The sequence below is a fragment of the Streptomyces sp. KM273126 genome (assembly GCF_004337435.2).
Taxonomy (GTDB): Bacteria; Actinomycetota; Actinomycetes; order Streptomycetales; family Streptomycetaceae; genus Streptomyces; species Streptomyces acidicola.
This window is the reverse complement of sequence record NZ_SJXB02000001.1, coordinates 3,584,987-3,608,666: the sequence shown is the minus strand read 5'-3', so window position 1 is coordinate 3,608,666 and position 23,680 is coordinate 3,584,987. Positions and strand designations below refer to the sequence as shown.

The following is a 23,680-nucleotide window of genomic DNA, read 5'->3' as shown; positions in this document are numbered from 1 at the left end:
CGGCCGTTCGAGCTCGAAGTCGCCCTCACCGCCTCGCTCTTCACGCACCACCGCAGCACGGCTCTCGCCCCGCACAGCCCTGCCCTCGGGCCGGGCCAGCTCGAAGTCGCCGTCGGTCGCCGCAGCGTCGTCGGGAGCCGCCTCGTCCGGGCGCCGCAACTCGAAGTCGCCACCATCGTCGCCGCCGCCGGCGTCAGTTGCTCCCGCCCTCACCGTCACCGCCGCACTCGCCTCCGCCGGACCGGCCACGCCGTCCTGAACCGCCGCCGAACTCGCCGCCGCCTCACCCTGGCCGGCCAAGGAACCCTCTGTCGGGCCCTCGTTGCCGCCCCTGAGGCCCGCCTCCGCACCCCGGCCGTCTTCCGGCCCCGACGGGGCTCTCACCGCAGTCATGTGCTCCGGCGTCAGGTCGGCCCCCGTGCCCTGGGCTCGGGGGCGGCTCCACCACTTCGCCTTCGTGGGCTTCCCCTGGTTCATGCTCTCCCCACACCTGGCCCGCGGCACGACTCGCCGGCGGTCATCACGGATCGTCGACTCCGCGTCCGGGGTCACCCCGGCGGACGCGGCCCAGCATGGATTCAACCAGGTTCACGGGCCGCGGCGCAGTGGACGGGGGTCAGGGGACCGCGGGAGGGATGGGTGTGGGGGACGTGATCGCGGCGGGGGCGGTCAGCAGGCCCGGGGTGGTGAGCCCCGGTGTCGTCGGCCACTCTGCGGACAGCACCTGTGGGTGCACCGGGAGCGGCCGTATGAGCGGGGACATCGCGGCCGCGCCGGCCACCACGGGTGCGGTCGGCGGATGCGCGGCCTGCTGGCCCTGGCCGGCCGGAGCGGGGACTCCGGGCAGCAGGGGTGCGGACACCTCGGTGGGCGCCATGGGGACGTCTCGCATCGACCCCTGGCCCTGTCCCAGCAACGGTGCCACGGATCCCCGACGGCGCTGTGACTCGGGGACGGTGGTGGTGCCCGAACCGGGCGCCCGCATCGGCGTCACATTGCTCCCCGAACCGGAACCGCCGCGTGCCTCCGCGGTGTCGGCGGGCCCGCCGGCGGACACACCGCCCAGCGCGATGGCGGCCAGCGACACCGCCCCGGCCGCGACGAAGGCGAAACGCAGGCCCCGCGAGGCCTGCCGCTCGGCGTCGTGACGCCCGACGTGGTGGATGCGGAAGCCACGCTGTCCGTTGTCGCCTTCGTCGGCAACGGGTCCGATGGTCTGCGCGCCCCGGGCGTGCCCGCTCCCGTCGGTTCCGGCGAGCTCGGGCAGGACCGGGCCCCGATCGTCCAGGAAACTCCGCCCACCGGAGGGGCTCCGGTCACCGAAGAAACTCCGTCCCCCGGTGAGCCCGCGGCCACCGAACAGGCCGCGCTCCTCCGACGGCGACAGCACACCGGCGTGCGGCCCCGACGGGACGTATCCGAAGGAGTCGCCGCTCACCCCGAACACACCGGGGCCTCCGGCGACCCTGGGGTCGCCGGGGAGCCCCGCGCGTCCGCCCGAGCCCGGAAGTCTTCCGCCGAAGCCTCCCCCGCCCAGCGGCGAGCCACGGCCGTCGAGGTCGCCTCCGCCGGGAAGCCCCTGGAGGCGGGCCAGGAAGCTCTCGGAGGGCGGTGGAGGGGCTGCCTCCGCGAACACGTTCTTCAGCTGGCGCTGGGCGTCCGCCTCGGCCTTGCACTTCGCACAGGTGGCGAGGTGAGCCAGGACACGCTCACGCGAGTCATGACCGAGCTCTCCGTCCACCAGGGCGGAGAGTCGGTCCCCAAGATGCTGGTCGGCGACGCACCGTTCGCCGGGATTCGGTCGTGATCCACTCACGCGGTCGCGCCCCCTCCTCCCAGCGCGGGCACTCCGACCACGAATCCCCGGCGCTCCGCACGGGCCTCCGGCGAACGGTGCGCCAGGGCCTTGCGCAGCTGGGAGCGGCCGCGGTGGATCCGGGAACGGACCGTGCCGAGCTTGACGCCGAGGGTCGCGGCGATCTCCTCGTACGACAGTCCTTCGATGTCGCAGAGCACCACGGCGGCGCGGAACTCGGGCGCGAGGGTGTCGAGGGCCTGCTGGACGTCCGCGTCGAAGTGCGAGTCGTTGAAGACCTGCTGCGGGGACGGCTCACGGCTGGGCAGCCGCTCGGCAGCGTCCTCGCCGAGCGCGTCGAAGCGGATGCGCTGCTTGCGGCGCACCATGTCCAGGAAGAGGTTCGTGGTGATGCGGTGCAGCCAGCCTTCGAAGGTACCCGGCGTGTAGGTGGACAGGGAGCGGAAGACGCGGACGAAGACCTCCTGCGTGAGGTCCTCCGCGTCGTGCTGGTTTCCAGTCAGGCGGTACGCCAGTCGGTAGACGCGGCCGCTGTGCGTGCTGACGATCTCCTCCCAGGTGGGCGGAGTCCACGCCTGCCCGTCCGCGTCGGTGGAGAAGGTCGCGGTCTGGGTGAAGTCAGCGGCGTGGTTGCGGTCAGCGGTGTCGTTCACGGATTTCGGCCTGCCTGCCGATCCGAGGAAGCGCCGCAGCACTCCTCTCCGATCTCCAGGCGCAGCCGCACCTCCCCTGTCGGCTCTGGTGGTGTCCAGTGGAGCCCCTACCATAGCCACCTCGCCCGTTAGCTCCGGATAAGCGGTTTTCCGAGATTTTGATACACGCTGACATGGCTGATGGGCCTGCGTCTGCACTTGCTCGGCGTCCTGATCCATCCAGTACCCCCCGCTGTCTTTCCCACCCCCTCTAAACGACCGGTCCCATCTGCGGGTTCCCGACGCCAACGGATACAGTCACGCCGAGGCAACCACGGGGACAGGAGAGGGTCATTACCGGCAACCGGCAGACGAGCTGGGCGTTCGCCGACGCCTTTGTCGCCGAGGACGAAGCGCTGCACTGGGCCCGTGACCGGGCCCGCGAGGCAGGGCTGCGCTCGGTGTCGCCCAGCACGGGCGCCGCGCTGCGGTTGCTTGCCGCCACCGTGGACGCGAAGGCCGTGGCGGAGATCGGGACCGGGACCGGCGTCTCCGGGATCCATCTCCTGCACGGTATGCGGCCGGACGGGGTGCTGACCACCGTGGATCCGGAGCCGGAGCACCAGCAGTTCGCACGGCAGGCCTTCCGCGCGTGCGGCTTCGCCAGCAACCGGGCCCGTTTCATCCCGGGCCGGGCCCTGGACGTACTCCCCCGGCTCGCCGACGCCGGCTACGACCTCGTCTTCTGTGACGGTGACCGGCTGGAGTACATGGAGTACCTCGCTGAATCGTTGCGCCTGCTCCGCCCCGGAGGCCTGGTGGTCTTCGAGGGTGTCTTCGCCAACGGCCGGACCGTCGACTCGGGCCCTCAGCCCACGGAGGTCATACGCATCCGCGAGCTGCTGCGCACGGTCCGCGAGAGCCAGGACCTGCTGCCGTCGCTGCTGCCCGTGGGTGACGGGCTGCTGTGCGCGGTCAAGCGGTGACCACAGGTCGACAACTGACCGTGTAGCGGGCGGCGTCGGGGGCGGCGTCACGTGCCACGGGCGGAACCGGCCCCCGGAACAGTCACTCCGGAGAACGCTCCGGACAAACAACTGCCCCGGCACCGCGCGTTCGGTACCGGGGCAGTTGAAAGGGTATGGTCGCTTCCCAGCGTCAGCCGACGACCTTCTTGAGGGCGTCGCCCAGGGCATCGGCCTCGTCAGGGGTCAGCTCGACGACGAGCCGACCGCCGCCTTCGAGCGGAACGCGCATGACGATGCCCCGCCCCTCCTTGGTCACCTCGAGCGGGCCGTCGCCCGTCCGCGGCTTCATGGCCGCCATGCTCGTTCCCCTTCCTGAAACCAGCTCACCGTCAGCCGACGGCCCCTTGAAGGGCACGCGCGCTCTTTACTCGGACACGCGACACCGGCATCGAACACATTGCTTCCAAGCCATTATCCCGCATCTCAGGACCCGATGACCAACATCAGTCGGCATCGCTTGGGCAACGCACGCGAGCAAAACCACTCAATTCGGCGATGTGACTGCGATACTGCGCGACCGCAGGGAGATCTTCCGGAGTTCCACCGGCCGGAATTCTTTGACGCAGGTCACATGTCGTGCCCGCGCCACCGCCGGTGATCTCCGCCATGCTGTGCGATGACACAGGGGCGTACCGCTCGGTACGCCGGAGCCGCGACACGGAGGGGAACCGACATGGCCGACACCGTGCTCTACGAAGTGAGTGACGGACTGGCGACGATCACGCTGAACCGCCCGGAGGCGATGAACGCGCTGAACGTCGAGACCAAGGTCGCCCTCCGGGAGGCCGTGCGGTCCGCCGCCGCCGACGACGCCGTACGGGCCGTGCTGCTGACGGCCGCCGGGGACCGTGCGTTCTGTGTGGGGCAGGACCTCAAGGAGCACATCGGGCTGCTGACGGCGGACCGCGAGACCGGCTCCGGCCAGACCATGAGCACCGTACGCGAGCACTACAACCCGATCGTGCGGGCGCTGGCCGGGATGGCGAAGCCCGTGGTGGCCGCGGTGAACGGGGTCGCGGCCGGGGCGGGCTTCGGTTTCGCGCTCGCCGCGGACTACCGGGTCGTCGCGGACACGGCGTCCTTCAACACGTCGTTCGCCGGGGTCGCGCTGACCGCCGACTCCGGTGTCTCGTGGACCCTGCCGCGGGTCGTCGGCCCGGGGCGCGCCACCGACCTGCTGCTCTTCCCGCGCAGTATCAAGGCCCAGGAGGCGTACGAGCTGGGCATCGCGGGACGGGTCGTCCCGGCGGCCGAGCTGCGGGCCGAGGCGGGGAAGGTGGCCCGGGCGCTGGCCGAGGGCCCGACGCTGGCGTACGCGGCGCTGAAGGAAGCCGTCGCGTACGGGCAGTCGCACTCGCTGGAGGAGGCGCTGGAGAAGGAGGACGAGCTGCAGACGCGGGCGGGCTCCTCGGAGGACCACGGGATCGCGGTGCAGGCGTTCGTCAACAAGGAGAAGCCGAAGTACCTGGGACGGTGAGGGCCGGGGAGGGGGTCGGGCGCGGGGCGACCCCGGGGCTCCGGCCCGGTTGCTCCGCCCCGGCACGGCACGGCTCAGGCCGGACCGCGCCGCGCCGGGGCGACAGCTCAGCGTCCTCTTGCCGTGCAGTCCGCCAAGTGGTCGTCGACCAGGCCGCACGCCTGCATCAGCGCGTATGCCGTCGTGGGGCCCACGAAGCGCAGGCCCCGCTTCTTGAGGGCCTTCGACAGGGCCGTCGACTCGTCCGTGATGGCCGGGACGTCGGTGAGTGTCCTCGGGGCTGGTCGGGTCGCATCGGGGGTGTGGGACCAGATCAACTCGTCCAGCTCGCCCGGGGACCACTCGGCCAGCACGCGCGCGTTGGCGAGGGTCGCGTCGACCTTGGCGCGGTTGCGGATGATGCCGGCGTCGGCGAGAAGGCGGGCACGGTCGTCGTCGGTGAACGTCGCCACCGAGGCGATCTTGAAGTCGGCGAAGGCGGCCCGGAAGCCGGGGCGGCGGCGGAGGATGGTGATCCAGGAGAGCCCGGACTGGAAGGCCTCCAGGGAGAGCCGCTCGAACAGGGCGTCGTCGCCGTGGACCGGACGGCCCCACTCCTCGTCGTGGTACGCCACGTAGTCCTCGGTCGACAGGGCCCACGGGCAGCGCAGCCTGCCGTCGGGACCCGCGGTCGCGCCGCCGCTCACTGGTGCTCCCCCTCCTCCGGCTTGTGCAGCGAGGTGGAGGGCGGGCCCGTCGTCGCGTGGGCGGCGGCGAGGGCGGCCTCCAGTTCGGCGATCCTGCTGTCCCGCTCGGAGAGCTCGGCGCCGAGGCGGCCGAGGGCGTCGTCCACGTCCGCCATGCGGTAGCCGCGCACGCCGACGGGAAAGCGGAGCGTCTCCACGTCCGCGCGGTTCACCGGGCGGCCCTGCGGCAGGGGGTCCTCGAACCGCTCGGGCCCGGCCTCGGGGAGCGTGGCGCTCTCGCCGCCGCCCACCACGGCGAGCGTCACCGCGCCGACCACGACGGCCAGCGCGACGACCAGGAACAGGAACATGAACATCGCTGAGGTGCCCCTTCTATCGTGCCGCGCCGCCGCGCCTGTCGGGGCGCCTCGGCCGGTGCCGAGTGGGCGACGCGCTGTGCGCCGGCACGGAAGTCGAAGTCGAATGTGTCCGGCTCCGATCGTGCCATGCGAGTCTGACAGTTAAGGTCACAGGCGGCTAAGCAGCGGGACGTACTGGAAGAGGTCACAGGGGATGCTCAGGCTGGGCAGGCGTGAATTCGGCACGCACGAGCCGGTGATCATGGCGATCGTGAACCGGACCCCCGACTCCTTCTACGACCAGGGGGCCACCTTCCAGGACGAGCCCGCACTCGCGCGCGTGGAGCAGGCGGTGGCCGAGGGCGCCGCGATCATCGACATCGGCGGGGTCAAGGCCGGGCCCGGCGAAGAGGTGACGGCCGAGGAGGAGGCCAGGCGCACCGTGGGCTTCGTCGCGGAGGTCCGGCGTCGGTTCCCCGATGTCGTCATCAGCGTCGACACATGGCGGCACGACGTGGGTGAGGCGGTCTGCGAGGCGGGGGCGGATCTGCTCAACGACGCGTGGGGCGGGGTGGACCCCCGGCTGGCGGAGGTCGCGGCGCGGTACGGGGCGGGACTGGTGTGTACCCACGCGGGCGGTGCCCAGCCGCGTACGCGCCCTCATCGCGTCGCCTACGACGACATCATGGCCGACATCCTGCGGGTGACCGTGGGGCTGGCCGAGCGTGCGGTGGCCCTCGGGGTGCCCCGGGAGGCGGTGCTCATCGATCCCGGGCACGACTTCGGCAAGAACACGCGGCACAGTCTGGAGGCGACCCGGCGGCTGGGCGAGATGGTCGCCACGGGGTGGCCGGTGCTCGTGTCCCTGTCCAACAAGGACTTCGTCGGGGAGACGCTGGACAAGCCGGTGAAGGAGCGGGTGGTCGGGACGCTGGCGACCACGGCGGTGTCGGCGTGGCTGGGGGCGCAGGTGTACCGGGTGCACGAGGTCGCGGAGACCCGTCAGGTGCTGGACATGGTGGCGACGATCGCCGGGCACCGCGCCCCGGCCGTTGCCCGGCGAGGGCTGGCGTAGGTCGGCGGGCGGTTTCCTCGCCCCCGCCGCCCCTACCCGTCCCATCCCCAGGGGGCTCCGCCCCTTCGGCCCCGGCCCAGGGGGCTCCGCCCCCTGACCCCCGCTCCTCAAACGCCGGAGGGGCTGGAAAACCAGCCCCTCCGGCGTGTGAACGATCCCCGGTCTCCTACCGGCCCGCCTCCTTCGACACCAGGGCCACCGCCTCGTCCACGTCGTCGGTCAGGTGGAACAGGAGCAGGTCCTTCTCCGAGGCCTTGCCCTGGGCGACGAGGGTGTTCCGGAGCCAGTCGACGAGGCCGCCCCAGTACGCGGTGCCGAAGAGGACGATGGGGAAGCGCGTGACCTTCTGGGTCTGGACCAGGGTCAGGGCCTCGAAGAGCTCGTCGAGGGTGCCGAGCCCGCCCGGCAGGACCACGAATCCCTGCGCGTACTTGACGAACATCATCTTCCGGACGAAGAAGTAGCGGAAGTTGAGGCCGATGTCGACGTAGGGGTTCAGTCCCTGTTCGAAGGGGAGCTCGATGCCGAGGCCGACCGAGATGCCCCTGGCCTCGACGGCCCCCTTGTTGGCCGCCTCCATGGCGCCCGGACCGCCACCGGTGATGACGGCGAAGCCCGCGTCGACCAGGCCTCGCCCGAGGGCGACTCCCGCCTCGTACTCGGGAGAGTCCGCCGGAGTCCGCGCCGAGCCGAACACGCTGATCGCGGGTGGGAGCTCCGCCAGTGTGCCGAAGCCCTCGATGAACTCCGACTGGATGCGCAGGACCCGCCAGGGATCGGTGTGGACCCAGTCGGAGGGTCCGCCCGCGTCCAGCAGCCGCTGGTCCGTCGTGCTCGCCTGCACCTGACCGCGCCTGCGCAGCACGGGACCCAATCGCTGCTCCTCCGGTGGCTGCTTCTTGCCCTCCGGGTTACCGGTAGCCATGTGCGCTCCCTCCGCCGTGCTGGTCGTTCCGCCTCAGCGTAGATCCACGCGGGTTAAGGACGGGGGACGTGGGCATGTCCGCCACGAACCGCCGCGGCCCACGGACGGCGGCGGACCCGTACGTGGAGGCCTGAGCGGGTCGTACAGGGAGTCCGTCGGACGGTCGTGCGAGGAGACCACCGGAGGAGCGTCAGGACGTCAGCCACTCCCTCAGGCGCTCCTCCCCCGCGAGGATCTTCGCCGTCTCGACCCGCTCGTCGCGCTTGTGGGCCAGGTGCGGGTTGCCCGGGCCGTAGTTCACGGCGGGGACGCCGAGCGCGCTGAAGCGGGACACGTCCGTCCAGCCGTACTTGGGCTGCGGGGTGCCGCCGACCGACTCGATGAAGGCGGCGGCCGCCGGGTGGGACAGACCGGGCAGCGCCGCACCGCTGTGGTCGTCCACCACGAACTCCTCCACCCCGCAGTCCGCGAAGACCTCGCGGACATGGGCCAGCGCCTCGGCCTCCGTACGGTCCGGCGCGTAGCGGAAGTTGACCGTGACCACGCACTCGTCGGGGATCACGTTGCCGGCCACACCACCCGAGATGCCGACCGCGTTCAGGCCCTCCCGGTACTCCAGGCCGTCGATCACCGGGTGGCGCGGCTCGTACGCCGCCAGCCGCGCCAGGATCGGGGCCGCCGCGTGGATGGCGTTGGAACCCATCCAGCCGCGCGCCGAGTGCGCTCGCTCGCCCTTCGTCTTCAGCAGCACCCTCAGGGTGCCCTGGCAACCGCCCTCGACCTGGCCGTCCGAGGGTTCCAGGAGGACCGCGAAATCGCCCTCCAGCCACTCCGGGTGGGCTTCCGCCACATGCTTCAGGCCGTTCAGATGTGCGGCGACCTCTTCGTTGTCGTAGAAGACGAAGGTCACATCGCGGTTCGGCTCCGGGACCGTGGCGGCGATCCGCAACTGGACCGCCACCCCCGACTTCATGTCGCACGTGCCGCAGCCCCACAGCACACCGTCCTCGTCCAGCAGTGACGGCACGTTGTCCGCGATGGGGACCGTGTCGATGTGTCCGGCGAGGATCACGCGCTCGGCACGGCCCAGGTGCGTGCGGGCCACGACGTTGTTGCCGTACCGGTCGACCGTCAGGTGCGGCAGGGCGCGCAGCGCGCCCTCGATCGCGTCCGCGAGCGGCTTCTCGCTGCCGCTCTCGGAGGGGAAGTCGACGAGCTGCGCGGTCAGCCGCGCGGCGTCGAGCGTGAGGTCAAGCGGGGTGTCGGCCATGCCGACGACCCTAACGCCACCCGGGACCCGCGCCGACCGCCCACCGGAATACGCCCTTCCGCGGCCGGATCTCGCCACCCGCGCCCCTCTGATCACAGAGGCACCAGTGGCCCACAAGCGTCTCCGATAAATTCGGAGGCGTGTCAGAACCGTCCCCCTCTTCTCGTCGTCGCCGTGGCCGCCTCCTGCGTCGCGGGGCGGCCCTCGTCGTCCTTGTCTCCGTCGCGGGATACCTGGCGGTGCAGTACGTCACCGGCGGCACCGGTGCCCCGCGGTGCGAGGTGGTGTCGGGGAAGGGCGACGGCGCGTCGTACGAGTTCACGCCGGAGCAGGCCACGAACGCCGCGACGATCTCGGCCGTGGGCACCTCGCGCGGGATGCCCGAGCGGGCCGTGGCCATCGCCCTCGCGACCGCGCTGCAGGAGTCGGCGCTGCGCAACATCACCCACGGCGACCGGGATTCGCTGGGCCTGTTCCAGCAGCGCCCGTCACAGGGCTGGGGCACCGAGAAACAGATCATGGACCCGACGTACTCGGCGGGCGAGTTCTACGAGCACCTCGCCAAGGTGCCCGACTACACGCGGCTGCCGCTGACCGTCGCCGCCCAGCGCGTGCAGCGCAGCGGCTTCCCGGACGCGTACGCGAAGCACGAGCCGGACGCCACGCTGCTGGCCGCCGCGCTGACCGGCCGCGCCGCGGCCACCCTCACCTGCGAGGGGCGCCCCGGCGCGACCCCGAACGGCGGCCCGGACGCGGTGCGGGCCGCGCTCGTACGGGACTTCGGCCGCGGCGTGCTCCAGTCGGCCGCGACGGAGATGCGGTCCAGGGATTCCGCCGGCGCCACCGAGTCCACGAGCACCGCCGGGTCCGCCTCCGAGTCCGCGAACGCCTCCGGTACCGCCGCCGCTCCGTCGCCCACGGCCCCCACCGCCGACACCGTCACCATCCCCGTGCGGTCCGACGCCGGCTCCGGCGCCGCCTCCGAGGCCTCGGTCCGCCGCCGCGGCTGGGAGCTCGCGCACTGGGCCGTGGCCAACTCCTCGGAGCTGCACATCGAGCGCGTCGCGTACGCGGGCCGGGAGTGGGTCGCCGGCGGCCGGGCGGGCGCGTGGCGCACACCGGCGGACGGCGGCGCGGGCGGCGACGCAGGCAGCGGGCGGGCAGGTCTCTCGGAAGTTCGAATCGTCACTGGACAGTAGTGGCCGACCGTCACCCTCCGGGGGTATGTCCGGCGCGCACGGTGGACGATGTGCGCAAATTTCCGCCCCCTCACCCGGGCCGGCGAGAGAAGCCCTGCGAACCCGTGAGAACCCTTGGGAACAAAGGGCTCTGAGGATTCCCCCGACTTTCGCGCGGGATTCTCTTTGCCCGTTTTCATCCGCATCCGATAATGCGACACATTGCCAATTCTTTACGTGGCGCAGCCGCAACCTTCAGGGCCTTCGAGCGGTAGTCACTGCGTCCGAGCCCGGACGATCAAGGGTCGATCGGCGAGTCAGCCGCTCAGCCCCTGGGAACGGGCGGACACGTCAACGTTCCCTCCCGTCAAAGGAGCACCATGTCCCTCCCCCTGACCCACCGGATCGCCCGTGCCGCGCTGCTCACCGCAGCGGGAGCGGCCTCCGTGGTCGGTGCGGCCGGCTCCGCGAGCGCGGCGCCCGAACTCCCGGCCACCCCGAACCTCGGCGGACTGTCCACCCTTGACGGGGCGAGCGTCGGCAACACCGCCGACGACGCGGCGCAGAACGTCACCAAGCTCGCGGGCAAGACCGGAGGCAAGGCCGTGAACAAGGCCGTGCCGGCCGCCGGCAAGACCGGTGGCAAGGTGGCCAAGACCGTGGCGCCCGCCGCCCAGAAGACGGCCGGGGTCGCGGCGGGCGAGGCCGGCGGCCTCCTCGGCGAAACCGCGAAGGCGGCGGGCAGCAGCCTGCCCACCGGCCCCGTCGGCAAGGGCAACACCCTGCCGACCAAGGCCACGCCCCTGAAGGGCGGCCTGCCGCTCGGCTGACGGGCGGCCGCGGACCGGTACCGAGGTGAGGAGGGGCCGGGGAACGTTTCGTTCCCCGGCCCCTCCTTCGCTGTCCGGTTCCTGCGTGCGGTGGCCAGTGGGCGTTCAGTCCGCGTTCAGCGGAGCCGCTCCACCGCCGCCGCCACCCGCTCGTCCGTCGCCGTCAGCGCCACACGGACGAACCGGTCGCCCGCAGGACCGTAGAAGTCGCCGGGCGCGACCAGGATCCCGCGCTCCGCGAGGTGGGCCACCGTGTCCCAGCAGGACTCGTCGCGGGTCGCCCACAGGTAGAGGCTGGCCTCGCTGTGCTCGATACGGAAGCCGTGCTTCAGCAGGGCGTCGCGGAGGAGGACGCGGCGGGCCGCGTACCGCTCCCGCTGCTCGCGGACATGTGCGTCGTCGCCGAGGGCCGCGACCACGGCGGCCTGGGTCGGCGCGGCCGTCATCATGCCGCCGTGCTTGCGGATCTCCAGCAGCGGGCCGAGGACCGCGGGGTCACCGGCCAGGAAGGCCGCGCGGTAGCCCGCCAGGTTCGACCGCTTGGAGAGGGAGTGGACCGAGACGATGCCCTCGTACGAGCCGCCGCAGACGTCCGGGTGCAGGACGCTGACGGGGTCGGCCTCCCAGCCCAGCTCGATGTAGCACTCGTCGGAGAAGACGAGGATGCCGTGCTCACGGGCCCAGGCGACGATGCGGGTCAGCTCGTCCTTGCCGAGCACCCGGCCCGTGGGGTTCGAGGGCGAGTTCAGCCACAGCAGCTTGAGGCCGGCCGGGTCCAGCTCGGTCGGGTCGTCGTACGCGACGTAGTCGGCGCGGGCGAGGCGGGCGCCCACCTCGTACGTCGGGTAGGCCAGCCGCGGGTAGGCGACCCGGTCGCCCGGGCCGAGGCCCAGCTGCGTGGGCAGCCAGGCGACGAGTTCCTTCGAGCCGACGATCGGGAGGACGTGGCGGTGGGTGATCTCGCGGGCGCCGAGGCGGCGCTCCACCCAGCCCGTGATCGCGTTCCGCAGCTCGGGGGTGCCCCAGACGGTGGGGTAACCAGGGGAGTCGGCCGCGGCGACCAACGCCTTCTGGATCAGGTCGGGTACCGGATCCACGGGGGTGCCGACGGAGAGGTCGACGATGCCGCCCGGGTGAGCTTTGGCCGTCGCCTTGTACGGCTCCAGCTTGTCCCAGGGGAAGGTGGGGAGGCGGTCGGAGACTGCGGACACGGGATCTGGCTCACTTTCTCGTACGTACGCCTCGGTCCCGTACGGCGATCAGGGCGATCGGGCCGTACGGGACCGAGGTTGCGCGGGTGAGGCCGCTCAGTTCTCTTCCTGGTTCATCGGGGGCAGGCCCGCGATGAAGGGGTGGTCACGCTCGATCAGCCCCAGCTTGCTCGCGCCACCGGGGGAACCCAGCTCGTCGAAGAACTCGACGTTCGCCTTGTAGTAGTCCTTCCACTCCTCCGGGGTGTCATCCTCGTAGAAGATCGCCTCAACCGGGCAGACCGGTTCGCAGGCACCACAGTCGACGCATTCGTCCGGGTGGATGTAGAGGGACCGCTGCCCCTCATAGATGCAGTCGACCGGGCACTCCTCGATGCACGCCTTGTCCTTGACGTCGACACAAGGCTCTGCGATGACGTAGGTCACGCTGTCGTTCCTCCTCGATAGGGCGCTGGCGGGCCTCTTCAGGCTCCGCCGCCTGGCGCGCGGGAGCGCGGCGTCGTCGATGCCCGCACCTAGTATCTCCGTTCTGGGGCATGATCCGAACAGGAGGGGTGGACCGACCCGTGGAATTCTCTGCCGGCGGACGGCTCGAAGTCCGTGTCACCACTGCTGACGTGGGTAAACGCGTCTCGGTGCGGCAACTTGACGAAGATGCACCCAAGGGTGAGAAGTTCACCGACACGGTGGGCGTTCTCACATCATGGGACGACGGCGTGCTGGTGATCAGGCGCCGGACCGGTGAGCGGGTGCGGATCGCGGCGTCGTCGCTGGTGGCGGGCAAGGTCGTCCCCGCTGCTCGGGCGCGTCGGCGGGGGCCCGCGGCCTCGTACACGGAACTGGCGCGGGTGGCCGCGCGGGGCTGGCAGCCGGTGGAGCGGGAGCGGCTCGGCGAGTGGGAGCTGCGGGCCGCCTCCGGATTCACGCGGCGCGCCAACTCCGTGCTCCCGATGGGCGATCCAGGCCTGCCGCTGGACGAGGCACTGGCGTACATACGGTCCTGGTACGCGGCCCGTGGGCTCCCCGCCTACCTGCAGCTCGCCACCGGCGCCGAGGGCACGCACGAGCCGCTGTGCGCGGAGCTGGAGCGGCGGGGCTGGACGCGGGAGGTGACGGCCGAGCTGTGGATGGGGTCCCTGGCGCCCGTCGCCGACCATGATCTGCCCGGCGGGGTCGTGCTGTCGCCGGTGGCGGACGAGGCGTGGCTGAGCCGCTACCAGCGCAAAGGGGTGAGCGAGGTCGCGCTGGCGGTACTGGGGAGTGGGCCCTCGGTGTGGTTCGCGACAGTGCCGGGGCCGGCGGGCGCGCCTCCGGCGGCCATCGGGCGGTGCGTGGTGGACGGCCGCTGGGCGGGTTTCTCGGCGGTGGAGGTCGATCCGTCCCGTCGCCGTCAGGGCCTCGCCACCGCCGTCATGACCGCCCTCGCCCGCCAGGCCCTGGACGAGGGCGCCTCGGCCGGCTGGCTCCAGGTGGAGACGGACAACGTGGGGGCACGGACGCTGTACGCCGCGATGGGCTTCGGGGCGCACCACGCGTACCACCACTATCGGGAGCCGGACGTGCCCGGTGCCGGAACCGGCGGTCCCGCCGACGAGTCGTACCGATCGCCGTGACCGGGCACGAGTCAGACATGGGTGCTCCACGGCCTCCGGAACCGGAGCGGGCCGCTGAGGTGCGGCGTCGGTTCGGGGAGGAGGCGCGGGCCGAGCGGCCGGATCTCGCGGCGCTGTGCCTGCTGGTGGGGGCGGCCGGTGACGGAACGTTGGACGAGGCCGGGGAGGACGCGGCGCAGATCGAGCTGGACCGGCTGGCCGGTCAGGTGCCGTTCCGTCCCGGTGGCGCCGCTTCCTGGGCTCAGTCGCTGGCCGAACTGCTCGGCGGGCGCCACGGGTTCCACGGCTCGCCCGGCGACTACCGGCGGCTGGAGTCCTCGTTCCTGCACGAGGTGCTGCGGCGGCGGCGCGGGCTGCCCATCCTGCTCTCGGTGGTGTGGATGGAGGTCGCACGGCGAGCGGGCGCGCCGGTCTACGGAATCGCCCTGCCGGGACACTTCGTCGTGGGTTTCGGTCCGCCCGGTGATTCCTCCCGGGAACAGGTGCTCGCCGATCCGTTCAACGCAGGGCGCGTCCTGACCGGTGGGGACGCGGAGATGCTGGTCCAGGGGACCACGGGGGCGACACTCGATCCGTCGATGCTGGAGCCCGCCGCCCCGCTCGACGTGGTGCAGCGCGTCCTCAACAACATCCGCGCCTGGGCCGCCGCCCGCCCCGAACGGACGGACGTCTCGCTGTGGGCCGTGGAGCTCTCCCTGCTCCTGCCCTCCCACTCCGCCCGTCTGCGCCACGAGCACGCCCAGCTCCTCGTCCGGCGCGGCGACTACCTGCGGGGCGCCGCCGAACTCGACGCGTACGCCGATGTCGTCTCGGCCGTCGACGAGCCGGCCGCCGACCGGGTACGCGGGCAGGCACGGGCGGCGCGGGCGATGCTCAACTGAGCGGACGCAACGAGGGCACGTCACTGGCGGGCACCCGGTCGGAACCGGGTACCCGCCAGTGACGTGACGATCAGGCGGTCAGCTCGGGTTCGTCTCGATCACGGCCGTGCGCTCCGCCGGCGTCTTGCCGAGGAGGGCCGGACGCAGGGCGCCGATCACGTCCTCGGGCGTCACCGGGGTCTTCTGGCCGTTGCCTCGCGTGATCAGTACGCCGTCGAAGGTTCCGCCGTACAGTTCCTTCAGCGCGGGCCTGTCGTAGAACTCGACGAGCTTTCCGTCCTGGGCCTTCACTCCGAGGAACTTCCACAGCGAGTTCTCCGGGCTAAACCTGACCTCCGCCGCACCCGCCTTGACCGTGACTATGCCGGACATCGCGGGCTGCGCGAACTCCGTCATCATCCGGTCGACCTCGGCCTTGGGGACCGACGGCTCCCTGGTGGCGGTGGGGAGTGTCACAGGGGGGGTCGTGCCGGCCTCGACCTGTGTGCGGTACGCCTTCTCGACGGCCCGCGTGGCCTGGTCGACGGCGATGCCCTTGCCCGCCTTGCCGTACACGGGGACGGCCCTGCCGGACTCGAACTTGATCGTGCCGTCGCCGGACGAGGCGGAGCCGCCCGCGGCCCGTTCCAGGGCGGCCCGCAGCTTCTCCCCGTCGACGGGCATGACGGGCTCGATGACCCGCTCCTGGCCGAACAGCGAGCCGATCACCGACACCGGGTTGTAGTCGCTCTTCGCGGCGGCGCCGACCGTGGCGTCGGCGTCGAGCTGGAGGCCCGCCTGGTCCGGCCTGAGCGACACGGTGTCGCCGTCGACGGACAGCCTGAGCGCCTTGTCCGTGCGGTCCCCGAGGACCTTGTCGAGCTTCTTGACGGCGTCGTCGCGGGTGCCGCCGCCGATGTCGACGCCGAGCACGGTGGTGCCCTTGGGTACGTCGGAGTGGTTCATGAGCAGCCCGGCGCCGTACACACCGGCCGCCACGAACACGAGCCCGCCGCCCAGCAGCACCAGCTTGTTACGGCCCTTCTTCTTGGGCTTCGAAGAGCCGGCCGTGGTCGACTGGGCGGGCTCCGGCAGCTTCGGCGGGGTGTGCGGCCCCGACTGCTCGTCGGCGGCGCCCGGTCCGAAGCGCGAGTCCTGGGCACCGGGCGGGACCACCGGAATGCCGCTGGTCAGGGTGTCCCCGGAGACGTTCTCCCGGGGGCCGCCGGGGCCGTGGGCGCCCGGACCGGGCGCCGGGCGCTGAGGCGTGAGGATCGCGGTGTCGTCGCTGAGGCCGCCGCCGGGAGCGGAGAAGTCCTGGCCGGGACCGCCGAAGGGAGCCCCGCCGCCCGGACGTCCGGCGCCCGTGCCGGGCCCGCCGGGGGCGACGCCCAGGGCCCCGCCGGGGCCGGGGCCGGAACCGGGGGGCGGTGCCATTGCCCCGACGCCGGTGACCGGGCCGCCGGTGGGACCGCTCGGCCCGCCCGTGGGCCCGCGCCCGTCGTCCCGGCCCGTCGTGCCGCCGTCCGAGAAGTACGGCAGGCCGTCGCGCCCTCCCGTGCCGCCGTCGGGCTTGGCTCCGGGGCGCGAGCCGGCCGTCAGCGCGGCCGACACGTCGAAGGAGCCGGTGCCGCCGCCGTGGCCGGGCGCCACGGGTCCGGCGCCGGTGGCACCGGGGAGCCCGGCACCGTTCGCGCGCGGGCCCGTGCCGCCCGGACCGTTCGGACCGCCCGGGGCACCCGCGCCGGATCCGTTCGCCGAGCCGCCCTGAGTACCCGTCGGCCCCGCGCTCCAACCCGTCGGAAGACCGGCCCCGTTGGTGGCGCCGCCACCCGAACCGGCCTTGGCGGCGCCGGGCCTGCGTGGCGCAAACCAGTCGCTGGTCTTCCCGTCGGCAGGCGCGGCGGGCTCCGGTGAGGGCGCAGGGGTGTCCGTGAACACGGGCATGCTCGTGGTGCCCGTGGTCTCCGACTCGCTGACCGTCTCGTCCTGCGCGGGTTCGGCCTCCGCCACCGGGGTGCGGACGACGACCGGCGGGATGGGGCGCGATCCGGGGATGTTGATGCGAACACGCGTGGTCAGCGTGGTCTGCGTGGTCTCGTTCTTGCGATCCTCCGGCCGCGTGCCCGCCGTCGAACGGCCCGGGTCACCGGCGCCGTCGGAAGCCATGGGGGTCCCGTACGGCGGGGTCCCCGACGGGTACGCGGCTCCTCCGTGCCCGTTGGGCCCGGAGGACGAAGTGTCAGTTTCACGACTCAAGGCAGGTTCTCCCGATCGGCTTCGCCGCCCGCGACGACCTCACACGTCGGGCAGCTCGGCGGCGCGCACCACCATACTGGCCACTTCTCGCCCGTATCCCACGACCGCCGGGGAAACCCACACCGGCCCTCCACCGACGCTCAGTGGCGAAGTGGTACGTCACTTGGCAAGTCGGGCACCGGGGTCGTTCGGTTGCCGCCCCGGGCCAAGCGTGGCACACATCACAGCGACCGCCATGCCGCCCAGCAGGAAGAGATACGAGACGACTCCCGCGGCGAAGAGGAAGTCCCCTTCGGGACGGGTGGCGGTGAGGAGGATGACGGAGATCATCCAGCCGGCCGCGGGCGCCACGGCCCCGGCCCGGGTGCCCATCGCGTACGCGCCGCCCCGGAAGAGCCCGACCGCACCCAGCAGCGCGAGCAGCACTCCGGCCGGGACCCAGGCGGACTGCACCAGTGCCCCGGCCGCCCCGACCACGGCACCGAGCAGCAGGAGCCCCACGTAGGCGGCGACCCGCCCGGCCGGGGGCATCGTCAACGGCTCTGCGAGCGCGCTGCCTTGCGCGCCGTGCCCCTGCGGTCCCACCGCCTTCACCACGCACCCGTCTTTCCGGCACCGGCCGAACGGCACGTACGCCACGTGCGCCCCATGCATCCGTCATACCCAGTCGTACGCATCAGAGGGCCGCTCCGTTCTGTTCCGGCGCCGAAACGTTCCCCTCGACGCCTTCGGCACCCCCGAAATCGACACCCTCGAACAAGTCTGTCTCCCGTCCGCCCCCTTCGCGTCTGCCGCGTACCAACTCGTAGTACTCGGTGCTGAAAAGGGGCTGCGCCAGCTCGTTGGAGAGCTCGAAGAAGGGCTCGGCGACCGTGATCTGGGTGGCGTGCGCCCGCATGGCCGCGGCCTTTGCGGCGGCGAAGGCCGCGCCGTCGATCTCGGTGGTGACGATCCAGTCGTCGACGACTCCGGGGACGTCGATGACGGCGGCGGCCTTGGTGAAGGGCAGCCGACCGGGCTCGGCGAGCGCGTCGCGCAGCCGGGCGAAGCCCTCGACGGCCACGGAGCGTGGCACCCGGTTCCAGTAGACCTTGGCGATCTCCCAGGGTTCGCCCAGGTCCGTACGGAAGCCGGGGTCGGCGGCGAGATCGGCGGCGCGCATGGCGACGCGGTGGGTCTGGATGTGGTCGGGGTGGCCGTAGCCACCGTTCGGGTCGTAGGTGACGAGGACCTGGGGGCGGACCTCGCGGATCACCTCGACGAGCAGGGCCGCGGCCTCGTCGACGTCGGCGGCCCAGAAGGCGCTCTCGCGGTCGTTCTGCTCGACACCCATCATCCCGGAGTCGTGGAAACGCCCGGGGCCGCCGAGGAAGCGGTGGTCGGTGACGCCGAGCTGCTTCATGGCCTCGGCCAGCTCGCCCTCGCGGTACGGGCCCAGTGCGTTGTCGCGGTCGGGCGCGAGATGGGCCAGGTGGGGCGGTATGACCTCGCCCTCCTCGCCGCGCGTGCAGGTCACCAGCGTCACCTGGGCACCCTCGGCCGTGTACTTGGCCATGGTGGCGCCGTTGTTGATCGACTCGTCGTCCGGATGTGCGTGCACAAGGAGCAGACGACGGGCGGACAGATCGCTCATGGGCCCACCCTACGAGGCGACGCCCCGCGCCACGGCGGGCCCGGCCCCTTCACAGGGTCGAGGCGGTGGTGGCGCGGGGCGTGCCCGGAGTCAGAACTTGATGCTGCCGATCATGCCGGCGATGTTGGTCGTGAGCTCGCTGATCGTCGGAGCGATGGTGGAAGAGGCGAGGTAGAAGCCGAGGAGGATGCAGACGGCCGCGTGACCGCCCTTCAACCCCGATTTCTTGATCAGTAGGAAGACGATGATCGCCAGCAGCACCACCGCCGAAATCGAGAGTGCCACGGCGGCTCACCTCCTATAGAACAGAGCACCGGAATATGTAAATCGACACAGCAGCCAGCGGGTTCATACCCACATGGCGGTAGTGATCATAACTATCGGTGCGCGCGCATCGATCGGCGCACAGCCGCACAAGGGGGCGCATGGCCAATATGGTCGGGTCATGACGACCGAGCCCGAATCCTTCCCCCGCCGGCAGGCCCGCACCCAGCGTTTCACCCTCGGCGCGCCGCGTGCGTTCGCCATCGCACCCGACGGTTCCCGTGTGGTGTTCCTGCGGTCGGCCTCCGGCACCGACCGCGCGAACAAGCTGTGGGTGTACGACATGACGGACGGCGAGGAACGCATCGCCGCCGATCCGGGCGCCCTCCTGGACGGCGCCTCGGAGGAGCTGCCCGCCGAGGAGCGGGCGCGCCGCGAACGCAGCCGCGAGGGCGGCGCCGGCATCGTCGGCTACGCCACCGACAGGGCCGTCGAGCTGGTCTCTTTTGCCCTGTCAGGGCGGCTTTTCGTGGCCGAGCTGCGCGCCGGGACGGCCCGTGAGCTGGACGTCCCCGGCCCGGTGATCGACCCGCGCCCCTCCCCCGACGGCCGGTACGTCGCGTACGTGGCGCGGGGCGCCCTGCGCGTCGTGGATGCGGAGGGCGGGAACGACCTGGCGCTCACCGAGGAGGGAGCGGAGAACGTCACGCACGGTCTGGCCGAGTTCATCGCGGCCGAGGAGATGGGGCGTTCGCGCGGCTTCTGGTGGTCGCCGGACTCGGACCGGCTGCTCGTGTCGCGCGTGGACGACACGCCGGTGAAGCGCTGGTGGATCTCCGATCCGGCGCATCCGGACCGGGCGCCGCAGGAGGTCGCGTACCCGGCGGCGGGCACGGACAACGCGGACGTACGGCTGTTCGTCGTGGACCTCGCCGGGGTGCGTACGGAGGTGCTCTGGGACCGGAAGCGCTACCCGTATCTGGCGCGTGTTCACTGGTCAGCGGCAGGTGCGCCGCTGATCCTTGTGCAGGCCCGCAACCAGCGCAGCCAGCTGTTCCTGGCCGTGGACCCGGACTCGGGGACGACTCGGATGGTGCACGCGGACGAAGATCTACATTGGCTTGATCTTTTCCCCGGGGTGCCGGCCTGGACGCCCTCCGGGCAGCTCGTCCGCATCGTCGACGAAGGCGGCGCCCGGGTGCTCGCGGTGGGCGACCGGCCGCTCACGAGTGCGGCGCTCCACGTGCGCGCGGTGCTCGACGTGGCGGACGAGGACGTGCTGGTCTCGGCGTCGGCGGGCGAGACGGCCGACGACCCCGAGATCGGCCAGGTGCATGTGTACCGGGTGAACGAGCTGGGTGTGGAGCGCCTGTCGCAGGAGCCCGGTGTGCACTCGGCGGCGCGGGCGGGCGGAGTGACCGTCCTGACCTCGGCGGTACCGGACCAGCCGGGTACCAAGGTGCAGTTGCTGCGGGACGGCAAGCAAGTGGCGACGGTCCCCTCTTATACGGAACATCCCGGTCTGTCCCCGCGCGTGACGCTGACACAAGGGGGCGCACGACGCGTACCGTGCGCCGTACTTATGCCTACGGACTACCCCGGTGACACTCCCCTGCCCGTACTCATGGATCCGTACGGCGGTCCGCACGGTCAGCGGGTCCTCGCCGCGCACAATCCGCATCTGACCTCGCAGTGGTTCGCCGACCAGGGTTTCGCGGTGATCGTCGCGGACGGGCGGGGGACGCCGGGACGTTCTCCCGCGTGGGAGAAGGCGATCAAGGACGACCTCGCGGCGGTCGTGCTCCAGGACCAGGTGGACGCCCTCCAGGCCCTGGCCGCCGACTTCCCGCTCGACCTCACACGGGTCGCCATCCGCGGCTGGTCCTTCGGCGGCTATCTGGCGGGCCTCGCGGTGCTGCGCCGCCCCGATGTCTTCCACGCGGGGATCATCGGGGCACCGGTCACCGATCTGCGCCTGTACGACACCCACTACCAGGAGCGCTACATCGGCCACCCCGGCGAGCAGCCGGAGGTGTACGCGCAGAACTCACTGATCGACGACTCCGGCCTGGTGGGCGCCGCGGAGCCGAACCGGCCCATGATGATCGTCCACGGTCTGGCCGACGACAACGTGGTGGTGGCCCACTCCCTGCGGCTGTCCTCGGCCCTGCTGGCCGCCGGCCGCCCCCACGAGGTCCTCCCGCTCTCCGGAGTCACGCACATGACCCCCCAGGAGGCGGTCGCGGAGAACCTGCTGCTGCTCCAGCTGGACTTCCTGAAGCGTTCACTGGGCCTGGCGTAGATACGGCAACGGGCCGGGGCGACATGGCGCGCCCCGGCCCGTTTCACGGCACCCGCACGGCCGTACGCTGTACAGACTGGCCGGTCCGTATATCGGTGCCGCTTCCGTGAAGTTGCTTGCGTGTTAACGAACTTGGTGCCCATTTGTGCGGCTATTTCGGGCCGTACGCGTGCTCGTCGTGCTTCTCCTCCGCGAAGTGGCAGGCAGAGTCGTGCGCGGCGGGCCCGGCGGTGTACCGGAACCCGGCGGGTACGGCCAGCGGCGGCATCTCCGTCTCGCACCGCTCCCGGGCCTTCCAGCAGCGGGGGCGGAAGCGGCAGCCGGACGGGACGGCGGTCGGGGAGGGCACGTCCCCGGAGAGGATGATCCTCTCGCGGTGCTCCCGCGCCCCGGGGTCCGGCACGGGCACGGCGGAGAGCAGGGCCTGGGTGTAGGGGTGCGTGGGGTGGTCGTAGATCTCGGTGTCCCGGCCGGTCTCCACGATCCGCCCGAGGTACATCACCGCGACCCGGTCGGAGATGTGCCGCACGATCGACAGGTCGTGGGCGATGACGACGTAACTCAGCCCGAACTCGCCCTGCAGGCGCTCCATCAGGTTGACGACCTGCGCCTGCACGGACACGTCGAGCGCCGAGACCGGCTCGTCGGCCACGATGATCTCGGGCCGCAGCGCCAGCCCCCGGGCGATGCCGATGCGCTGGCGCTGGCCGCCGGAGAACTGGTGCGGATACCGGTTGATGTGCTCGGGGTTGAGCCCGACCACGTCCAGCAGTTCCCGCACCCTGCGGCGCCGGTCGCCCTTGGGCGCCGCCTCGGGGTGGATCTCGTACGGCTCCCCGACGATGTCGCCCACCGTCATCCGGGGGTTGAGGGAGGTGTACGGGTCCTGGAAGACCATCTGGATGTTGCGCCGGACGGCCTTGAGGGCCCTGGCGGACAGCTTGGTGAGGTCCTCGCCCCGGTAGGTGATGGTCCCGGCCGTGGGTCGCTCCAGGTTGACCACCAGCCGGGCGAGCGTGGACTTGCCGCAGCCGGACTCGCCGACGATCCCGAGGGTCTCGCCCCTGGCGAGCGTGAAGTCGACCCCGTCGACGGCCCGGACGGCGCCGACCTGTTTCCTGAGGAGGACACCCCGGGTGAGCGGGTAGTGCTTGACGAGGCCGCTGACCTCCAGGATCGGCTCGCCCACGGTGTCAGCCATGCAGGCACTCCCTCCAGAAGTGGCAGGCGCTCCCGCGCTCGCCGGTGACCTCGTGCAGGGGCGGTACGTCGGTGCGGCACAGGTCCCGGGCCGCCGTGCAGCGCGGGTGGAAGGCGCAGCCGGCCGGGATGTCCATGAGGCTGGGCGGCAGGCCCTTGATGGCGTAGAGCTCCCGGCCCTTGTGGTCGAGCCGGGGGATCGAGTCCAGCAGGCCCCTGGTGTACGGATGGGCGGGCGCCTTGTAGAGGTCGTGCACGGGGGCCGACTCGACGATGCGGCCCGCGTACATCACGGCGATCCGGTCGGCGACGTCCGCGACGACGCCGAGGTCGTGGGTGATGAGGACGAGCCCCATGGTGAGCTCGCGCTGGAGCTCGGCGAGGAGGTCCATGACCTGGGCCTGGACGGTGACGTCGAGTGCGGTGGTGGGCTCGTCGGCGATGATCAGCGCGGGTTCGAGGGCCAGCGCCATGGCGATCATGATGCGCTGGCGCATACCGCCGGAGAACTGGTGCGGATAGTCCCGTACGCGTGCGGCGGCACCCGGGATGCGGACGCGGTCCATCAGCTCGACGGCCTTCGCGCGGGCGTCCTTCCTCGACGTCCCGCGGTGCACGACGAACATCTCGCCGAGTTGGTCGCCGACCGGCAGCACCGGGTTCAGCGCGGACAGCGCGTCCTGGAAGATCATCGCCATCTCGGCGCCGCGGATCCTCCGGCGCTCCTCCTCCTTGAGTTTCAGCAGGTCCCGGCCCTGGAAGAGGATCTCGCCGCCGGTGATCCGGCCCGGCGGACTGTCGAGGATGCCCATGATCGCCTGCGCGGTCACCGACTTGCCGGAGCCGGACTCGCCGAGCACGGCGAGCGTCTCGCCCGCGTCCACGCCGTAGCTGACCCCGTTGACGGCCCTGGCCACCCCGTCCCGGGTCCTGAACTCCACGTGCAGGTCACGCACTTCGAGCAGCATGACGACGGCTCACCTCAGCTTCGGGTCGAGGGCGTCGCGCACCCGCGCCGCCGCGCATGATGAACGCAAGCACCGTGACCGCCGACGCTCCCGAAGACCACCGGCAGCCCCACGG

The 23,680-nt window shown here is 71.8% G+C and carries 24 protein-coding genes; 8 read left to right on the top strand and 16 right to left on the bottom strand.

The genetic code is table 11. The features are described from left to right. Positions 1-616: 616 nt before the first annotated feature. Positions 617-1,816: a zf-HC2 domain-containing protein gene (locus tag E0500_RS15635; RefSeq protein WP_181587016.1), complete on the bottom strand. Its 1,200-nt coding sequence runs from the start codon at positions 1,814-1,816 to the stop codon at positions 617-619. Then, positions 1,813-2,511: an RNA polymerase sigma factor SigE gene (sigE, locus tag E0500_RS15630; protein ID WP_131571918.1), complete on the bottom strand. Its 699-nt coding sequence runs from the start codon at positions 2,509-2,511 to the stop codon at positions 1,813-1,815. Before sigE ends, E0500_RS15635 begins: the two co-directional genes overlap by 4 nt. Before the next feature lie 224 nt (positions 2,512-2,735). Between sigE and E0500_RS15625 the strand changes: the two genes are divergently transcribed. After that, positions 2,736-3,434 carry an O-methyltransferase gene (locus E0500_RS15625; protein ID WP_131571917.1) on the top strand — a complete coding sequence of 233 codons (699 nt, stop codon included), beginning with the start codon at positions 2,736-2,738 and terminating at the stop codon, positions 3,432-3,434. A gap of 172 nt (positions 3,435-3,606) precedes the next feature. Here E0500_RS15625 and E0500_RS15620 read toward each other — a convergent pair whose 3' ends face one another. Continuing rightward, complete coding sequence (locus E0500_RS15620) at positions 3,607-3,774, bottom strand: DUF3117 domain-containing protein (protein WP_003966491.1); 168 nt, start codon at positions 3,772-3,774, stop codon at positions 3,607-3,609. A gap of 145 nt (positions 3,775-3,919) precedes the next feature. Further along, positions 3,920-4,084 carry a hypothetical protein gene (locus E0500_RS15615; RefSeq protein WP_165935253.1) on the bottom strand — a complete coding sequence of 55 codons (165 nt, stop codon included), beginning with the start codon at positions 4,082-4,084 and terminating at the stop codon, positions 3,920-3,922. 65 nt (positions 4,085-4,149) lie between these two features. Here E0500_RS15615 and E0500_RS15610 point away from each other — a divergent pair, with 65 nt between their 5' ends. Then, a complete protein-coding gene (locus E0500_RS15610) occupies positions 4,150-4,953 on the top strand; it encodes an enoyl-CoA hydratase/isomerase family protein (protein ID WP_131571916.1) in 804 nt (267 codons plus the stop codon). A gap of 107 nt (positions 4,954-5,060) precedes the next feature. Here E0500_RS15610 and E0500_RS15605 read toward each other — a convergent pair whose 3' ends face one another. Together E0500_RS15605 and E0500_RS15600 are read right to left on the bottom strand one after the other, a co-directional pair. After that, positions 5,061-5,639 carry a DNA-3-methyladenine glycosylase I gene (locus tag E0500_RS15605; protein WP_131571915.1) on the bottom strand — a complete coding sequence of 193 codons (579 nt, stop codon included), beginning with the start codon at positions 5,637-5,639 and terminating at the stop codon, positions 5,061-5,063. Next, a complete protein-coding gene (locus E0500_RS15600) occupies positions 5,636-5,995 on the bottom strand; it encodes a DivIVA domain-containing protein (protein ID WP_131571914.1) in 360 nt (119 codons plus the stop codon). Before E0500_RS15600 ends, E0500_RS15605 begins: the two co-directional genes overlap by 4 nt. Positions 5,996-6,191: 196 nt before the next feature. On the opposite strand from E0500_RS15600, the gene folP reads away from it, so the two are divergent. Next, positions 6,192-7,052, top strand: coding sequence for a dihydropteroate synthase (gene folP, locus E0500_RS15595; protein ID WP_131571913.1), 861 nt, complete (start codon positions 6,192-6,194; stop codon positions 7,050-7,052). 166 nt (positions 7,053-7,218) lie between these two features. Here folP and E0500_RS15590 read toward each other — a convergent pair whose 3' ends face one another. Both E0500_RS15590 and dapE read right to left on the bottom strand, forming a co-directional pair. After that, positions 7,219-7,977 (bottom strand): TIGR00730 family Rossman fold protein, encoded by a 759-nt coding sequence (locus tag E0500_RS15590; RefSeq protein ID WP_131569198.1) that lies wholly within the window; start codon positions 7,975-7,977, stop codon positions 7,219-7,221. A 190-nt stretch (positions 7,978-8,167) separates the two neighbouring features. Then, a complete protein-coding gene (dapE, locus tag E0500_RS15585) occupies positions 8,168-9,247 on the bottom strand; it encodes a succinyl-diaminopimelate desuccinylase (RefSeq protein WP_131569196.1) in 1,080 nt (359 codons plus the stop codon). A 140-nt stretch (positions 9,248-9,387) separates the two neighbouring features. Between dapE and E0500_RS15580 the strand changes: the two genes are divergently transcribed. Further along, complete coding sequence (locus E0500_RS15580; protein ID WP_131569195.1) at positions 9,388-10,446, top strand: heavy metal transporter; 1,059 nt, start codon at positions 9,388-9,390, stop codon at positions 10,444-10,446. Between the two features lie 359 nt (positions 10,447-10,805). Next, positions 10,806-11,255 carry an ATP-binding protein gene (locus E0500_RS15575; protein ID WP_131569193.1) on the top strand — a complete coding sequence of 150 codons (450 nt, stop codon included), beginning with the start codon at positions 10,806-10,808 and terminating at the stop codon, positions 11,253-11,255. A gap of 116 nt (positions 11,256-11,371) precedes the next feature. Here E0500_RS15575 and E0500_RS15570 read toward each other — a convergent pair whose 3' ends face one another. Both E0500_RS15570 and fdxA read right to left on the bottom strand, forming a co-directional pair. Next, positions 11,372-12,466 (bottom strand): bifunctional succinyldiaminopimelate transaminase/glutamate-prephenate aminotransferase, encoded by a 1,095-nt coding sequence (locus tag E0500_RS15570; protein ID WP_131569191.1) that lies wholly within the window; start codon positions 12,464-12,466, stop codon positions 11,372-11,374. A 96-nt stretch (positions 12,467-12,562) separates the two neighbouring features. Beyond that, the gene (gene fdxA / locus E0500_RS15565) at positions 12,563-12,892 is read right to left on the bottom strand and encodes a ferredoxin (RefSeq protein WP_131569189.1); all 330 of its coding nucleotides are present in this window, start codon (positions 12,890-12,892) and stop codon (positions 12,563-12,565) included. Positions 12,893-13,032: 140 nt separating this feature from the next. Here fdxA and E0500_RS15560 point away from each other — a divergent pair, with 140 nt between their 5' ends. After that, positions 13,033-14,079, top strand: a complete 1,047-nt coding sequence (locus tag E0500_RS15560; RefSeq protein ID WP_131569187.1) for a GNAT family N-acetyltransferase — start codon at positions 13,033-13,035, stop codon at positions 14,077-14,079. 17 nt (positions 14,080-14,096) lie between these two features. Next, positions 14,097-14,960: a transglutaminase-like domain-containing protein gene (locus E0500_RS15555; protein WP_181587015.1), complete on the top strand. Its 864-nt coding sequence runs from the start codon at positions 14,097-14,099 to the stop codon at positions 14,958-14,960. A gap of 78 nt (positions 14,961-15,038) precedes the next feature. Here the strand turns inward: E0500_RS15555 and E0500_RS15550 are convergent, their stop codons facing one another. The 4 genes from E0500_RS15550 to E0500_RS15535 form a co-directional block, all read right to left on the bottom strand. Beyond that, positions 15,039-17,108: a hypothetical protein gene (locus E0500_RS15550; protein ID WP_220141413.1), complete on the bottom strand. Its 2,070-nt coding sequence runs from the start codon at positions 17,106-17,108 to the stop codon at positions 15,039-15,041. A gap of 249 nt (positions 17,109-17,357) precedes the next feature. Next, positions 17,358-17,795 (bottom strand): DUF6113 family protein, encoded by a 438-nt coding sequence (locus E0500_RS15545; protein WP_309505065.1) that lies wholly within the window; start codon positions 17,793-17,795, stop codon positions 17,358-17,360. A gap of 79 nt (positions 17,796-17,874) precedes the next feature. Beyond that, entirely contained in the window at positions 17,875-18,831 is a 957-nt protein-coding gene (mshB, locus tag E0500_RS15540; RefSeq protein WP_131569179.1) for an N-acetyl-1-D-myo-inositol-2-amino-2-deoxy-alpha-D-glucopyranoside deacetylase, read from the bottom strand. Positions 18,832-18,921: 90 nt separating this feature from the next. Beyond that, complete coding sequence (locus tag E0500_RS15535; protein WP_131569177.1) at positions 18,922-19,116, bottom strand: hypothetical protein; 195 nt, start codon at positions 19,114-19,116, stop codon at positions 18,922-18,924. Positions 19,117-19,276: 160 nt separating this feature from the next. Between E0500_RS15535 and E0500_RS15530 the strand changes: the two genes are divergently transcribed. Next, complete coding sequence (locus E0500_RS15530) at positions 19,277-21,397, top strand: S9 family peptidase (protein ID WP_131569175.1); 2,121 nt, start codon at positions 19,277-19,279, stop codon at positions 21,395-21,397. Between the two features lie 151 nt (positions 21,398-21,548). Here E0500_RS15530 and E0500_RS15525 read toward each other — a convergent pair whose 3' ends face one another. Further along, positions 21,549-22,598, bottom strand: a complete 1,050-nt coding sequence (locus E0500_RS15525) for an ABC transporter ATP-binding protein (protein WP_131569173.1) — start codon at positions 22,596-22,598, stop codon at positions 21,549-21,551. Continuing rightward, positions 22,591-23,565, bottom strand: a complete 975-nt coding sequence (locus E0500_RS15520) for an ABC transporter ATP-binding protein (RefSeq protein WP_131569171.1) — start codon at positions 23,563-23,565, stop codon at positions 22,591-22,593. Before E0500_RS15520 ends, E0500_RS15525 begins: the two co-directional genes overlap by 8 nt. Positions 23,566-23,680 lie beyond the last annotated feature (115 nt).